Here is a 13556-nt window from a genome sequence, read left to right on the forward strand (position 1 = left end):
CCTCGCCTTCATGCTGGATAAATTCTTTGATCAGTCGAAATATATGGCATTCGTAAACGCAATCAGCGTTCTCACACCCTGAATAATCCCCCACAGCTCGGCGCGCATCCACAGCAGGCCTTGAACGGAGATTTCAGTATGAAGCGGCAACTGCTCCGGCATCGCGGCATGCTCGGACAGTACGCCTAAATTGCTCTTCAGACTGACCGTAAAGGACTGCTCCGGCAAATGCCAATGCTCATGGCGGGAGGTGAAATCCGCCAGCACTTTAACAGATGCCAGCCGTTCCCTTTCGTCCGAGCCTTTTACTGCATCACCGATTTGATACACTTCCCCGTTAACATTCACTTCCAGATCAAGTCTGGGTCCCAAGGTGACGGAGACCCGGCCGGAGGACAACGCTTCTATCGCCCGTTCAGTAAAAGGCGCCTCCCCCTCCTGAATCCGCAAGTAGGTCACGGATAAAGGTGCATCCGTCCGCTCCTGGAGATGCCAGTCCCTTCCCGAAGTAGCGGCAAGCCGGAACCCCTCGTTCAATTTGTCCGTCCACAGCCGGTAAGCACGGATGTTGTTTTTCTTCACCGGGGCAAAGGTCGTGGACCAGACTTCGATATAATCAATCTCGTTCCAGTCGCGGATTTCAAACTCCCAGAAACAGCCCGTACACATCGGACTGCCCGGACGGAAAGGATGAGCCATGCCGGCAAGGCCGCCCTGCTCATGAACCCGGGCCAGTCCGGCATGGATATCTCCCGGCCCCACCCTCCGCCAATCCTGGTAATCCTTGACCCCGATTATAACCATGTGACCGAAGAAAGTGGTCCATTCCATACCCGGGATAATCAACAGTCCGGTTTCACGTTCAATCTGTTCTTTGCGCGCCAGTCCTGCCATCGTATTGTGGTCGGTCAGGGCAATACAGTCAAAACCAAGCGCTTTGGCTCCCAAAGCCAGCTCGTTCAAAGACTGCCTGCCATCACTGTGGAACGTATGTGTATGAAGCTCACAGGCTATCCAGGTCATTGCGCCGCCTCCTCTTCCTGCCAGATTTGCAGCGAATATTCACAGTAGTCGGTTACGATGGCATGCAGGCTTAAGGTAACCTCCCACATTCCCGCCACGATATCCCCGCAGACAAGACCGGGAGAGGCTTCATGTCTGGAAATATGGAGAAACTGTTCCGGATCATGCCGGTGCGCAGCACCAAGATGCCCATTGGGACTGTCAACCGAGACCGTAATCAAATTGTTAAGCGGTAGATACGATTTAAAGTGTGCTTTGGCCTGCGCTATGGTTTCTTCTTCAAAGTAGAGATCAATACTGCGCTCGACCAAAGTTCTCGCTTTCTCCAAATCTTCCAGCTGCTTGGGTCCGTACCAAAAATTGATCCCTAGCCGCCCTCCCGCCGAAGCCAGAAAGAACCGGTGGATAATATGCGATTTCGAGCTTGCAGGTGTCACTCTGCCCCGTGCATCCACGATTACCTTTTTCATGACCGCCGCATCCCTTCCTCTTTAATCATAGAAAGGACATAGAAGTATCCGATAAACGAACATAACAGGAAGGTAAAGAAGGCCAAGGCTGCAGCAAGCTGACGGTCCTGGAAAACACCGAAAACCTGCTCCATGGAGACGCCAAGCATTTGCGGAGCATTGGGACCCACCAGATAAGGCGCCGTAAAGGAGCCGATCACACCCATAAACACGAAGGTGACCGCCACTAGCAGTGTCTTATAGGTCAATGGAAGAATTAATCTCCAGAAAATCCGGAGCCGTCCTGCGCCTACATCCTTGGCGCTTTCAATAACGGCATCCGGCACGGACGATAAAGCGGAGCCCAGCAGCATCGTCGTAAACGGTATATTGAACCATAAATTTGCGATAATGATGCCCTTCATGTCGTAAATCATCCGCGGAAAGCTGTCCTGCCCCAGATGGTACAAAATCCGCGACGCCCAGCCATGATTGCCGAGCAGCTGCATCAGGCCGTAAGTAGCAATAACGGTAGGAATAAAGATCGGAATCATGTACATCCGGCGGATCCAGCGCACAGCAAAGCCGTTATTGAAACGCATATAGACCGCGAGAACATAACTGACAGCCAGTACAAGCAGTGAAGAAATCACGGTGACCTCAAGGGTGAAGATGATGTTGGAGCGCATCAGCTTGTCCGTAAACAGAAATTTATAATTGGACAGGTCGTAGCCGCCCCCGTCATTCGTGAGGCTTTCCTTCAAAGAACCTATAATAGGCAGGACGACGATAAACACCAGAATTAGAAAGGAAGGGAGCACCAGGGAAATCCCCAGCAGCCCCCTTTTTGCCTGTCTGCTCATTGGGCAGCAACTTCACTTTGCCATCTTTGATTGATATCCTTGCCCAGATCCCCAAGGCTGAATGTCCGGTAGCCTTCGGACACGCCTTTGAAGGAATCCTGGATGTCTTGCGGCATATTGGACAGCTTAATGCCCGGGAAGCCCTGCATTTTATTCACAACCTCTGCCTGCGCTTCAGGCGATAGCGTGAAATCGAGGAATTTGTACACCGCGTCTTTCTTGTCAGAAAGCTTAGGTACCATCAGATAAGTAGGGCCGCCATTAAAGCCTGGCGTCACCTGCTGCATTTTGGTGGAAGCCGGCAGCTGCCCCTTGGCGATCTGATCCAAAACCATATCCGACCAGGCTGGAATCATGTCTACTTCGCCGCTGGCGAGCAGGTCGAGTGTTCCCTGGTTTTTCTTCGGATAAATTCCTTTTCCGTATACATATTTACCCAGATCCTTCAGCAGATCAAAGCCTTGCGTCCACTGGCTCTCAATGCTTGGATCGGAGTTGTGGATGGCCTCTTCCGGCAGAAATTTGTAGATTGACGTAATCACGAACGAGCTGCCTGAACCGCCGGTAGACGGATCATTGTAGGCGAACCTCTCCGGATTGGCACGAATCCAGTCGTAAAGCTCGTCCAGTGTTTGCGGAGGCGCAGTAACTTTATCACTGTTATAAGCGAGGACTACCGCAGACGAACGGTAAGGAACGGCCAGGTTGGATACATCATTCATGGTTTGCTGGTCGACGTTATTCAAGTTAGGAATCTTACCGTCGCTGAGCGAATCCCACAGATCATCATTTTTACCTTTAGTTACGTCATCAATTGAACTTTCATAGAGATCAACACCGCCCGAGCCTTTGCCCGCCTGCTTGGCAGCCATGATTTTATCATAGGTAGGCTGAGCAGCTGTACCGGAAGCAACGTAGACCGGGTTAACCTTAATATCCGGGTTCTTCGCTTCAAACATTGGAATCAGCGTTTTCCATAAATCATCCACATTTTGCGAACCTGTATAATAGAAAGTGAACTCTGTCGATGAAGCGGCTGGAGCTGAAGTGGAATTTCCGCCCCCGTCCGCAGCGGATTCGGCCTTCTTGTCAGCACCGCAGCCAGCCAGCACAGAACCCGCCAGAACCAGACCTGCCGTCAGGGATAAAGCCTTTTTCTTATTCAACATACACAAATGCCTCCTCAGGATTCATGAATTTATAAAAGTCTTGGAAATTTGATTTACACTTGCGGATACGCCAAAATTTTCGAGAACTGGACGGAAATCTCTTGACCCTGCTGCAGTTCCTTAACCTTGTCACGGGCCATGAAAGCCCGGATCACGCCATGATTCCGGATGTCGGCAGAAACTTCGGCATAATGCCCAAGCACCATAATTTGTTTAATGATTCCATGAAGTCCGCTTCCTGCTGAGCTCTCCAATATAATATCCTCAGGCCGAACCGCTACAGTGACTTCGCCTGAAAGGCCTGTGGCATTGGGAAAGTGAAGTGAACCTACTTGAATGCCCTCTTCAGTGATCACCCCCTTCATAAAATTCATTTTCCCGATAAATTGAGCGACGTATAAGGATTTCGGCTCATCGTAAATTTCCTGCGGTGTGGCAATTTGCTCGATCTGTCCATGGTTCATGACTACGATCCGGTCGGAAATGGATAATGCCTCCTCCTGGTCATGCGTGACAAATACCATCGTCAGTCCAAGCTCAGCCTGGATCTCCCGGAGCTCCTCACGCATCTCGTGGCGCAGCTTGGCGTCCAGGGCGGAGAATGGCTCATCGAGCAGCAGGACTGCCGGCTTCAGCAGCAGCGATCTCGCCACCGCAATACGCTGCTGCTGTCCGCCTGACAGCTGCCCGGGATACTTCTTCTCTGAGCCGGGCAGCCGGACCAGCTCAAGCACCTCTGAAATCGCTTTATCGCGTTCAGCCTTCCGGATTTTCCTGATTTTGAGTCCAAAGGCCAAATTCTCATAAACCGTCATATGCGGCCATAAATTATAGCCCTGAAACACCATGGATGTCGGCCGTTTCTCCGGGGGAGCGCTCAAGACGCTTTTTCCCTCGATCATGATGTCACCGGAGTCCGGGTCCAGGAAGCCGCCGACGCTGCGAAGCACCGTCGTTTTACCGCAGCCGGAAGGGCCAAGCAGGGTGATCATCTCTCCTTTCTTCACATCCAATGAAATATCGGTGACACCGTCGCCAGTCTTGTACCGTTTCGTCAGCTTCTGTATCGATAAATGAGCCTTCATAATGACCTCCTGTCAAAGTGACTGCGGAATTACGCCTGTTATTTCATTTGGAACCCGCTCGACAAGACATCTGCACTGACAAATTTCTGGGCGGCCAGCAGCAGAATCAAGGTCGGAGCTGTCAAAATAATGGAGAACACTGCGCCGGCATAAGCGGGATAATCCGTGATAATGCCATACATAACCACGGGCATTGTTCTGAAATTAGGCACCCCTACAAGATAGGTCCCCTGCGCTTCATCCAATGAACTGAGGAAGGTGAAGATGGAAGCGACAATGATTCCCGGCATCGCCAGCGGTAAAGTGATGCTGCGGAATACGCGGAACGGACTTGCTCCCACATCCCTTGCCGATTCTTCCTGTGCCGTATGGACATTCCGGAAGGAAGCAGTGGGAATCCAGGTCATGTACATTAGCACGTTGATAATATGGATGAGCACCACTCCCAGCAGGGTGTTCATCAGACCGATTTTATAGAACAATACAGCGATCGAAACATATAGACCCATTTTGGGAAAAGCGTGTGTCAGCAGGAACGAGAACAGGAAGAAACGGCTGAGCGGGAACCGGATCCGTGCGAACGCATACGCTGCAGGAACGCACAGCAGGATCGACACTGCGGTGACGATAGCAGCAATGCCGAATGAGAGCCCAATCGACTCGGCAATTCCGTCCCGTGACAGCACAAAGGACCACCATTTCAGCGACCACTCTCTGGGAAGCGGATCCGGATAACTCCAATTTCCGGTAAAAGCCAGGAGCGCCAGATTTAACAAAGGCCCCATAAAGAAAATCACGAAGGCGGCCAGCAACAAAAACTCGATAATTTTTTTGGGGCCGACAGCTTTTAAATACCATCTCATTACAAGCGTTTCTCCTCTCTGCATCAGCATCACGCCGTTATTAGAATCGTCGGGTGGAGTCCCGGATTACAAGCTGCGGTTCCAGCTCGACCGCTGTTTCCTCTACCGGCTCATGCCGGATCAGCTTGTCCAGCATCACGCAGGCCAGCCTCCCCATTTTCTCCGTATCGACTCTCACCGTAGTCAGTGAGGGTGTCAGAATGGATGCAACATCATTATCATCGAAGCCCATAACAGCTACCTGCCCGGGAACACTAACGGAATGCTCCATAAGAAACTTCATCGCCCCCAGCGCGATCATATCGTTGGTGCCGAAGACCGCAGTGTAGGACCGGCTTCGGAAATGCTCCCAATGCTCTTTCATCATCCGGTAGCCCTCCTCAAAGGTTGATGCCAGCAGATAAGCAATATCGGAATCGCCAAACTCTGCCCTTTGCCCGTTCATATAGGCGCGGAAGCCCTCCAGCCGGAGATGATGGCTCCGGTGGGACTGCGGTCCGGCGAGCATGAATATCCGCCGGTGCCCAAGTCCGCTCAAATGCCGAGCGGCTTCCAGGCCTCCGTTCTGGTCGCGGTTAACGATATGAATGACCCCGGGAACATCCGTGGACCCGTTCACCATGATGTACGGAACGCCAAATTTGCCGATGTGGTCGATCACATTCTGTTCAAGACGGCTGATCAGGATCAGCCCATCCACCCTTTTCTCCAGCATAAAGTCAGCGGAGCGCAGCGACATCTCATGATCGGTGGTCACAAATACCGAATAGTTCATGGAGGAAGCCGACGCAAGGATGGCATCCAGTATTTTTCCGTAAAAAGGATGCGACGCAACAGGATACTCACGCCGATAGATCAGTACGCCGATATTGTGTGTCCGCTGCGAGACCATCGCCCGCGCAACCGCATTGGGTTTGTACTGAAGCTCCTGAATGACTTTAAGCACTTTGTCTCTTGCCTCCTGGCTTGCATATCCACTGCCCGAAATTACCCGGGAAACTGTAGATTTGGATACACCAGACAGTTGCGCAATCTCTTTGATATTTCTCACGGATTACCCTCGCTTTCTCTGTGAGACCGTTCCCATATGAGATCGTTCCCACATCAAACAGATTAACTACTGAATGTAAGTCCGGTATTAATGAAAAGGTTCAATTTCGTAAATCATTTTTTTGAGCTTTACGTAATCTTGGGCTCTATTCTCAATAAAAGCTCCCGGAAGCGCTGTTATGTAAGCCTTCTGCAAATGCGGTTTGGGGAAATGTGAGATCTTGGAAGGGTTGGAGAAGAAATGGCTTCACCGCCCTTAAAATGGACGGTACCGTTTCAGCGAGCAATATAAGGATGATTTGTGGCGTTAAACATATAACTCCTTATATTTGAACAAACCGGTTGCGCCGTCCTTCACTGGAAAACGTAGTTGTTGTGGATTTCAATTTAGCATTGCCTGGAGGACGCTTCATACATCCGGCGGTAATTCCAAGTGGAAAAAGGATCACTAATTCAGCTCATTTCACTCCTGAAGGAGTAATATCACACAATTAAGTTCCATTTTTCCACTTAATTCCTCCATTTATTGATTTGGAGGGGAAATAAGTTCCCTTTTTCCAACTAATGATTGTTCATCTGCTTCTTTCCAAGCGCGAGTTAGAAAAAGGCTATCGAACCGACTGATTACCTCCCTGCCGGGTGAATTCGTTAGGAAACCATAATTTCCCATACGGTAAAAAAGACGACTCTTCATTCGGAATTCAGAATGAAGGTCGTCTTTTTAGGGCGTTTCCCTTTTGCTGCAGCACCTATTGCACGAAGTGCAATCATGCATACCAGACAGCTTGTTCTCTTTGCCAAACACTCATGATTGTTGTCGTTCATCTTCAAATATTCCAATATCAAATGCAACCGGACCCATACTATCTTCGTTCAGTTCAATATTATTCATGAATCAAAAAGGGTGCGCCAGAGAAGCACTTAAAAATGCATTCACATCATCGGCTATTTTCTTATAGTGTGTCCAATGCAGATAATGATGCCCTTTTAATACGATTAGTTGGTGGGTGCGTACATTCTTGAGCTGCTCTTCATAGAAGGTGATATTGGACTTGCCGTCTTCAGTTACCTTATCTATCTTGGGCGTAAAGATTATCACAGGCAAATTGGGCGGCAAGGTCATCTCTTTCGTTGCGTTGATGTTATGCTCCATTTCATTCGCTTCTTTTACTACGTCTTTATTGTACGCTTTCCAGGCTGTGATCATTTTGGTCAGTTTTATGTTCTCATCAGAATACGTACCTTCGTCCGCCTTCGGCAGGAAATCTGACGGATTTATATAGGTTACAAGTCTTGCCGCACCGCTTGGTGCAATCAGGCTCATATATGCAGGGATCCCAGGTACAGATTCCTTGAAATACTCCACAGCCTGCGGCAGGGTGATATCAATTCCTGCAATCGCTTCGATTTCATCGGGATATTTGTTGGCATAATACACACTGTAGATACCGGATGCAGAGTGGGACAAAAGCGTGTATGGGCCCGGGATGTCCGCTTGCTGTAACGCGCTGCGGAGTTCCCCGACGATGTTGTCCACAGTCCGCTCTTCATTGGTCAGATCGCTCCAGCCATACCCAAAGGGCTCTACGACTACCACTTTATTTTGTTTGGCCAACTCATTAAGCAAAGGCTCGTAATCCAGCACAGGTGCGGCTGTGCCCAGCCCCGGTAACATTACAATTGTGCGGCCCTTTGTTCCCTTCGTGTACACATGCATTTTCTTGCCCTTCACTTCTACATACTGGCCCCATGCCGGATATTGCTTATGCTCATACATGGTCATTACACTGTTACCCGACATAACTATAAGCAGGACTGCGACTACAAACAGCATGATGTTCCTGATTATTTTCAGCCACTTGAACTTTTTCTTCGTTTTCATAGAATGAATAGCCCCTTTAACCAATGATGGATGAATGAAGATGATTGCTTTCATACCCTCTCTTCATTACTTCATTGTAAGGGGCTTAGTTTAAATACATGGGCAGGGGCTGTTTAAATTTTGTTTAAAATAAGTTTGCTTGCGGCAATGCCTATTTCAGAGGAATTTTGATTTCCAGCTGCTTGTAGTAATTTTTAATTACGTTTCCCTTGGCATCCAGCTTATATAACCCTTGGTTGCCCTTTTCAAACACCGCTTGATAGGGTCTGATTATCAGAAATTCTGCGTCTGGGCGGACCGCTCCGTACAATAAGTCTTCAAAAATGGTATCCTTAATAGTATCCCTGGTATATGGTTTAGAATCCCTTGCGATCATGTCCAACTCATTTCCCAGGTTATCATAAATGTCATATCCTATATGATGGGCTTGCTCGGGTACTCCTTTTACCGCCAATTCAATACGCACAGAACCCTCTCCTGCAGCGATTCGGGTGGTTCCGATTTGAAATTGGCTGTCTGCCTTTGGAGCAGGCGGCTGAATGTTGCGCACCACTCCTTCCTGCTTAAAGGGAAGCTTCAGTACATACGGCTCTTGTACACCTTGAAGCTTGACATTCACGCTGATTTCAGAGGCAGCGGCCAGGCCTGCCTTTTGTTCTTCATTTAACCATCCGATCGGCAATACAACAACCGCTTTGTTGATATCCCCATCCTTGCTCCAGCGTGGGAACATCAACTCAATCCCTCCCGGTTGAGTTATCTTTGCATCTATATCCACTATTGTCCCTTCTGCAATATAAGGTTTGCCTTTAGCATTTAAGGTTATTCCTGCGAAATTTCCTGAATACAAGGTTCCCTCACGGCTCAGATTGAGTTTAATATAATTTCCGTCAAACTGTGCTTTGCCTTTCAAAGTAAGCTCATCGTGTGAATCCGAGGCTTCCGGTGTATTCAGGATAGCTTCGGCGGCCGGTTGAACCCCGGATGCATAGGTGGCAGCCGGTATTCCCAGCACTCCAAGCCATACGGAAGCACTTACAATTACAGCCAATTTTATTGTCTTTTTTCTCATGATATCCATCTCCTAATTTTTTTATTGGACTGCCACTTTGATCTCCAGACCGTCAATATAATGCTTCACCGGGTTTCCTGTGCTATCTGTTTTGAACAGCCCATGCTTTTTCTCCGGGCCCTTTAATTCATTATAATAGGCTCGGATGGTGAGCATATTTGGGTGTTTGCCGAACGGCTCTGTAAGCAAATCCACATTACGCGACCTATCAGAAGACAGGAGCTCGGATTGAGATATATTTTCCAGCACCAGTCCCTGTTCATCCTTTACTTCAAAGCCCGTTAGATTAAAAGCTGTGCGGTCTCCGTCTGCCTCTTGTTCAAGCGTGAGTGACAGACGGGTCGTTAATGGACTGTATTCCAGCTTTTGCAGCGTCAGACTCCATCCATCTGCCTGTACGCGTATATCAGGGTTGTCAATTATGTTTTCTGTAACCCTCCGTGCGGGAATTTGGAGAATGAACGGTTCATCAATACCTTCTAAGCCAATGGTTAAGGTCAGTACAAACTGGTCAGGAAAGGGTTTCGTCGAGATACCCAAATTCGAAGAATCGACCAGCGCAAAAATAGCTGTATTGCCCTCCTTCCCCCCTATCCAGCTTAAAGACGGCAAAGCGTCCCAACGGCCATCTGCAAACACCTCCAGCGGAACCCCGTCGATCATTACTTTTGCAGATGAAATTGTGCCTTTCTCCTGAAAAAGTTTCCCATCCGGGCCCACTGTAACTCCGGTCAGCTTACCGCCCAGCCCTTCCCCTTCACGCTTCACTGAGAATGCCAAACGGTTGCCGTCAAATACCGCCTCTTCGGCAGATAAGGTGATCCCTTCATGAGTATCACTGCTATTTGGACGGGAAATCAGACCCAAACTCTGGGCGGCCTGCAGTCCCAGATCATCTGCCCGTTCAAAAATACCGCCTACCCACGGAAGCTGCTTCAGCGCATTGGCTAACGCTGGCGGATAGATTGCCGTTAGCATAACACTGAGCAATATTGCCGCAGCTATAGCCGCAATTTTTGGATATATTTTTCTTTTCTTTTTCTTCCCGGCAGAATCCTGGACGATTGTGGCGAGCGATGCATAAATTGAATCCTGCCGCGTTCGCAGTAAAGGAGGAAGCTCCTGTTTATTTGCTTTTCTTAGCTCCCTGAGCTGCTTTTCTAAATTTTCATTATTCATGAGCAAGACCCTCCTCCCGCACAGGATGTATCTGTTCGGATAACAATCGGCGTGCGCGGTGAAGCCGTGCCCTGACCGCCCCTTCGGAGATGCCAAGCACACCCGCAATCTGCTTAATGGATAAATCCTCATAGTAGAAAAGCACGATAGCCAGCCGCAGGGATTCGTCCAGCCTATTAATGCAGCTTTGCAAGTCCACGTTCCCTGAATCTTCAAAATGTGCATAGGAAGCGGCCGTTTCTTCGGGAATCTCCGCCACAACCACAGTCCGCTCACGCATGCGGAGCAACTGATTGCATTCATTAATCAGGATGCGGATCACCCAGGTTTTGAAAAACTTGGGCTGCTTAAGGCTCGCGAGTCCTTTATACACCTTCAGTGTCGTTTCCTGAAGCGCATCTGCGCAATCTTCATCTTGGATCAGAATGGTTTTGGCTAATCGGTACAACTGTGATTCCAGTTGTCTAAAAAGACGGATAAACGCTTCATGGTCGCCTCTCTGCGCCTTTTGGATATCCAGTTCGTTGTCCAGCAAATGATTCTTCCTCCTTGAGGGCCCTCTATATAATTAGATGGGCAAGACATCCAAAAAGTTATTTTCAAGGAAAAAAAACTGAAAATCGGCAGAAAGTTTGGTCATCCGTTCTGTAAAACATACAAGCCATGACTCCCGATGCTGCAGGAACCATGGCTTGTATGCTGATATAGTGTATCCATAGACAGGCCGGACATCTGCTGAACGCAGCATTCTTGGGCCTTCCCGGAGATTCATTAAGCTTTAATACAGCGCCCGCCACAAATAGAACGTGGCGTAAGCCTCCCAGCCGCGCCAGGGCTCTGCCAGCTTCAGCAGCTCTGCCGGGGTAGGCTTCCGGTCCATGCCGGTCAGAAATTTGACCGCATTCTGCAGCCCGACATCTCCCACCGGGAAGGCTGTGGTGTCATCCAGACAGCGCATCCTCACATACTGCGAGGTCCATGGGCCGATTCCGCGGATCTGCAGCAGACGCTGCTCGGCGGCGTCCGGGGACGGCAGCGCCAGCAGGGATTCGCGGCTTAAGCCGCCGCTGGCTATAAGGTCGGCCACGTCCAGCACCGTCCGGGCTTTGCTGCGGGTCAGCTGCAGGGCGCACAGCTCCTCCGGCTGCACATCTGCAAACACTTCCGGGCCGGGGAATGCATAATAGACATGCCCTTCCCATTCCAGCGATCCGCCGTAGGCAGCGGTCAGCTGCTGCTTCAGCCTGTAGGCAAAGGCCAGATTCACCTGCTGGCCCAGGATAGCCCAGCACAATGCTTCGAACAAATCGGGAATGCCGACGATCCGCAGCCCCCTGTGCTGCTCAGCAAGCGGTGCCAGCAGCGGGTCAGCTTGCGCCAACTGGTAGAATGGCACCAGATCGCGGTCCAGATCGAACCATTCCCGGATATACCGGGCCAGCCATTCTGCCGCTCCTGGACCGGGAATGTCTCCGTGCAGGAGCGTTACGTGCATTCTGCTCCCCCCGGGAGCTGTCAGCCGGATCAGCAGCGGCTGGTTATCCAGATTGAAATAACGGGTCACCCCCTCCTGATCCGTACGGTACAGGCATTCAAGCGGCGAGCGGTTCAGGTATTCCAGGCAGACCCCGAAATCGAAAAACTCCGGCAGCGGCAGCTCAAAAAGCAAATCGTTCATGGCCCGCCGCCCCCACATGATTAATGCCTTCCAAGGCAAGCAGCTCCTGCTTCAGCTTGAGCCCTCCCCGGTATCCGGTCAGTGTACCATTCGTGCCAATGACCCGGTGACAAGGCAGAATGACCGGCAGCGGATTCTGTCCGTTGGCTGTCCCTACGGCGCGCATGGCTTGCGGTCTGCCAATTCTCTCAGCAAGCTCCCGGTAGGTAATGACTTCACCGTGCCCAATAGTGGCCAGGCCCTTCCAGACCTCCTGCTGAAACGGAGTTCCCCAGATATCCAGCGGGATATCCCTGAAGCTGACCGCTGCTCCCCCGAAATAGCTCTCCATTTCCCGGGTAATTCCCAGCTGCTCGAACACCGTCTGATCTTCCTGATAACGGTGCCGTGGGGCATAGGTGTTCAGCCACTTCCCTTCAGGCAGACGATCTTCTAGCCCAAAAGATAAACGGACCAGGCCCTTTTCACTGGCCCACAGGGTCCAGTCCCGGTTCCCCAGGTTCAGGGTATGACGATAAATCGTAATTTCACTCATGATGAATCCCTCCTTTGAATTGGGCACGGTATTCTGTCGGCGGCAGACCGGTCTTCCGCGTGAACCATGCAGTAAAGTGGGATGGCCCGCGAAAGCTCACCGCTTGTCCCACGTCAGCAACCGCAAGCTCCGTATCTGCAAGCAGCGCACAGGCTTTTTCCAGGCGCAGCTGATCGAGCCGCACGGCGGGCGACCGCCCGGTGACCCGCTTATAGGTGCGCTGCAGATGGAACGGGCTGACCCTCAGCCGTTCGGCAAGCATCTGCAGTGTCACCTTCTGCCCGAACTGCGTCTCCATCAGCTTATCCGCCTCGGCCGCCAGCACCGCGTCCGGGCGCAGCACGCCGCCTTCCTCCGGGCGGCATCTTTTGCAGGGCCTGAACCCGGCGGCTACCGCCTGCTCCAATGAGTCATAAAAAACCACATTGCCCGCCTTCGGCGTTCTCGCCCGGCAGGATGGGCGGCAGACAATATGTGTCGTCAGCACCGCTGTATAATATACGCCATCATAGGTTGGCTCGCGCCGCACAACGGATTCGTAGATCCGCTCGAATAATGCCTGTTCCATCGGTAATCACCTCATACCGCCAGTATATACGATTCAATATGCCTTATGCAGCCCTTTGGAACAGGAGAGCAAGATTCCGACAGTGCAATATACGCTTCCCCGGTTCGTATCCTTTGCCACTTCCTTGAACCTGAATCTTT

14 protein-coding genes are annotated in these 13556 nt (G+C 50.6%); all 14 read right to left on the minus strand.

Annotated features, from left to right (window positions below):
- Positions 1–30: 30 nt before the first annotated feature.
- The 14 genes from BLQ82_RS06105 to BLQ82_RS06170 all read right to left on the minus strand — a co-directional run bounded on the left by BLQ82_RS06105 (position 31) and on the right by BLQ82_RS06170 (position 13416).
- Entirely contained in the window at positions 31–1023 is a 993-nt protein-coding gene (locus BLQ82_RS06105; protein WP_062520731.1) for a CehA/McbA family metallohydrolase, read from the minus strand.
- The gene (locus tag BLQ82_RS06110; RefSeq protein WP_062520728.1) at positions 1020–1493 is read right to left on the minus strand and encodes a hypothetical protein; all 474 of its coding nucleotides are present in this window, start codon (positions 1491–1493) and stop codon (positions 1020–1022) included. Before BLQ82_RS06110 ends, BLQ82_RS06105 begins: the two co-directional genes overlap by 4 nt.
- Entirely contained in the window at positions 1490–2335 is an 846-nt protein-coding gene (locus tag BLQ82_RS06115; RefSeq protein WP_062520725.1) for an ABC transporter permease, read from the minus strand. The genes BLQ82_RS06110 and BLQ82_RS06115 overlap by 4 nt, the downstream gene beginning before the upstream one ends.
- On the minus strand, positions 2332–3504 hold the full coding sequence (locus tag BLQ82_RS06120; RefSeq protein WP_062520723.1) for an extracellular solute-binding protein: 1173 nt from the start codon (positions 3502–3504) through the stop codon (positions 2332–2334). The genes BLQ82_RS06115 and BLQ82_RS06120 overlap by 4 nt, the downstream gene beginning before the upstream one ends.
- 53 nt (positions 3505–3557) lie before the next feature.
- Positions 3558–4589 carry an ABC transporter ATP-binding protein gene (locus BLQ82_RS06125; protein WP_062520722.1) on the minus strand — a complete coding sequence of 344 codons (1032 nt, stop codon included), beginning with the start codon at positions 4587–4589 and terminating at the stop codon, positions 3558–3560.
- A gap of 38 nt (positions 4590–4627) precedes the next feature.
- Complete coding sequence (locus tag BLQ82_RS06130) at positions 4628–5452, minus strand: ABC transporter permease (RefSeq protein ID WP_062520720.1); 825 nt, start codon at positions 5450–5452, stop codon at positions 4628–4630.
- 40 nt (positions 5453–5492) lie between these two features.
- Positions 5493–6503, minus strand: a complete 1011-nt coding sequence (locus BLQ82_RS06135) for a LacI family DNA-binding transcriptional regulator (RefSeq protein ID WP_062520718.1) — start codon at positions 6501–6503, stop codon at positions 5493–5495.
- Positions 6504–7397: 894 nt separating this feature from the next.
- Entirely contained in the window at positions 7398–8384 is a 987-nt protein-coding gene (locus BLQ82_RS06140; protein WP_062520716.1) for an alpha/beta fold hydrolase, read from the minus strand.
- A 151-nt stretch (positions 8385–8535) separates the two neighbouring features.
- Positions 8536–9297, minus strand: coding sequence for a hypothetical protein (locus BLQ82_RS06145; RefSeq protein ID WP_143013354.1), 762 nt, complete (start codon positions 9295–9297; stop codon positions 8536–8538).
- A gap of 180 nt (positions 9298–9477) precedes the next feature.
- Positions 9478–10635, minus strand: a complete 1158-nt coding sequence (locus BLQ82_RS06150; protein WP_062520712.1) for a DUF4179 domain-containing protein — start codon at positions 10633–10635, stop codon at positions 9478–9480.
- Positions 10628–11170 carry a sigma-70 family RNA polymerase sigma factor gene (locus tag BLQ82_RS06155; protein ID WP_062520710.1) on the minus strand — a complete coding sequence of 181 codons (543 nt, stop codon included), beginning with the start codon at positions 11168–11170 and terminating at the stop codon, positions 10628–10630. Before BLQ82_RS06155 ends, BLQ82_RS06150 begins: the two co-directional genes overlap by 8 nt.
- A gap of 243 nt (positions 11171–11413) precedes the next feature.
- Complete coding sequence (locus BLQ82_RS06160; protein WP_062520708.1) at positions 11414–12313, minus strand: DNA-3-methyladenine glycosylase family protein; 900 nt, start codon at positions 12311–12313, stop codon at positions 11414–11416.
- The gene (locus BLQ82_RS06165) at positions 12294–12848 is read right to left on the minus strand and encodes a methylated-DNA--[protein]-cysteine S-methyltransferase (RefSeq protein ID WP_062520706.1); all 555 of its coding nucleotides are present in this window, start codon (positions 12846–12848) and stop codon (positions 12294–12296) included. The genes BLQ82_RS06160 and BLQ82_RS06165 overlap by 20 nt, the downstream gene beginning before the upstream one ends.
- Positions 12841–13416 carry a bifunctional transcriptional activator/DNA repair enzyme AdaA gene (locus tag BLQ82_RS06170; protein WP_062520704.1) on the minus strand — a complete coding sequence of 192 codons (576 nt, stop codon included), beginning with the start codon at positions 13414–13416 and terminating at the stop codon, positions 12841–12843. The genes BLQ82_RS06165 and BLQ82_RS06170 overlap by 8 nt, the downstream gene beginning before the upstream one ends.
- Between the last annotated feature and the right edge of the window lie 140 nt (positions 13417–13556).

Source organism: Paenibacillus jilunlii (assembly GCF_900102965.1).
Lineage (GTDB): Bacteria > Bacillota > Bacilli > Paenibacillales > Paenibacillaceae > Paenibacillus_AQ > Paenibacillus_AQ jilunlii.

What these genes read in the sequence shown, in the direction of transcription:
- BLQ82_RS06110 (WP_062520728.1), bottom strand. Translation starts at nt 1,493, where the DNA reads ATGAAAAAGGTAATCGTGGATGCACGGGGCAGAGTGACACCTGCAAGC.
- BLQ82_RS06120 (WP_062520723.1), bottom strand. Translation starts at nt 3,504, where the DNA reads ATGTTGAATAAGAAAAAGGCTTTATCCCTGACGGCAGGTCTGGTTCTG.
- BLQ82_RS06125 (WP_062520722.1), bottom strand. Translation starts at nt 4,589, where the DNA reads ATGAAGGCTCATTTATCGATACAGAAGCTGACGAAACGGTACAAGACT.
- BLQ82_RS06160 (WP_062520708.1), bottom strand. Translation starts at nt 12,313, where the DNA reads ATGAACGATTTGCTTTTTGAGCTGCCGCTGCCGGAGTTTTTCGATTTC.
- BLQ82_RS06130 (WP_062520720.1), bottom strand. Translation starts at nt 5,452, where the DNA reads ATGAGATGGTATTTAAAAGCTGTCGGCCCCAAAAAAATTATCGAGTTT.
- BLQ82_RS06105 (WP_062520731.1), bottom strand. Translation starts at nt 1,023, where the DNA reads ATGACCTGGATAGCCTGTGAGCTTCATACACATACGTTCCACAGTGAT.
- BLQ82_RS06140 (WP_062520716.1), bottom strand. Translation starts at nt 8,384, where the DNA reads ATGAAAACGAAGAAAAAGTTCAAGTGGCTGAAAATAATCAGGAACATC.
- BLQ82_RS06165 (WP_062520706.1), bottom strand. Translation starts at nt 12,848, where the DNA reads ATGAGTGAAATTACGATTTATCGTCATACCCTGAACCTGGGGAACCGG.
- BLQ82_RS06170 (WP_062520704.1), bottom strand. Translation starts at nt 13,416, where the DNA reads ATGGAACAGGCATTATTCGAGCGGATCTACGAATCCGTTGTGCGGCGC.
- BLQ82_RS06150 (WP_062520712.1), bottom strand. Translation starts at nt 10,635, where the DNA reads ATGAATAATGAAAATTTAGAAAAGCAGCTCAGGGAGCTAAGAAAAGCA.
- BLQ82_RS06115 (WP_062520725.1), bottom strand. Translation starts at nt 2,335, where the DNA reads ATGAGCAGACAGGCAAAAAGGGGGCTGCTGGGGATTTCCCTGGTGCTC.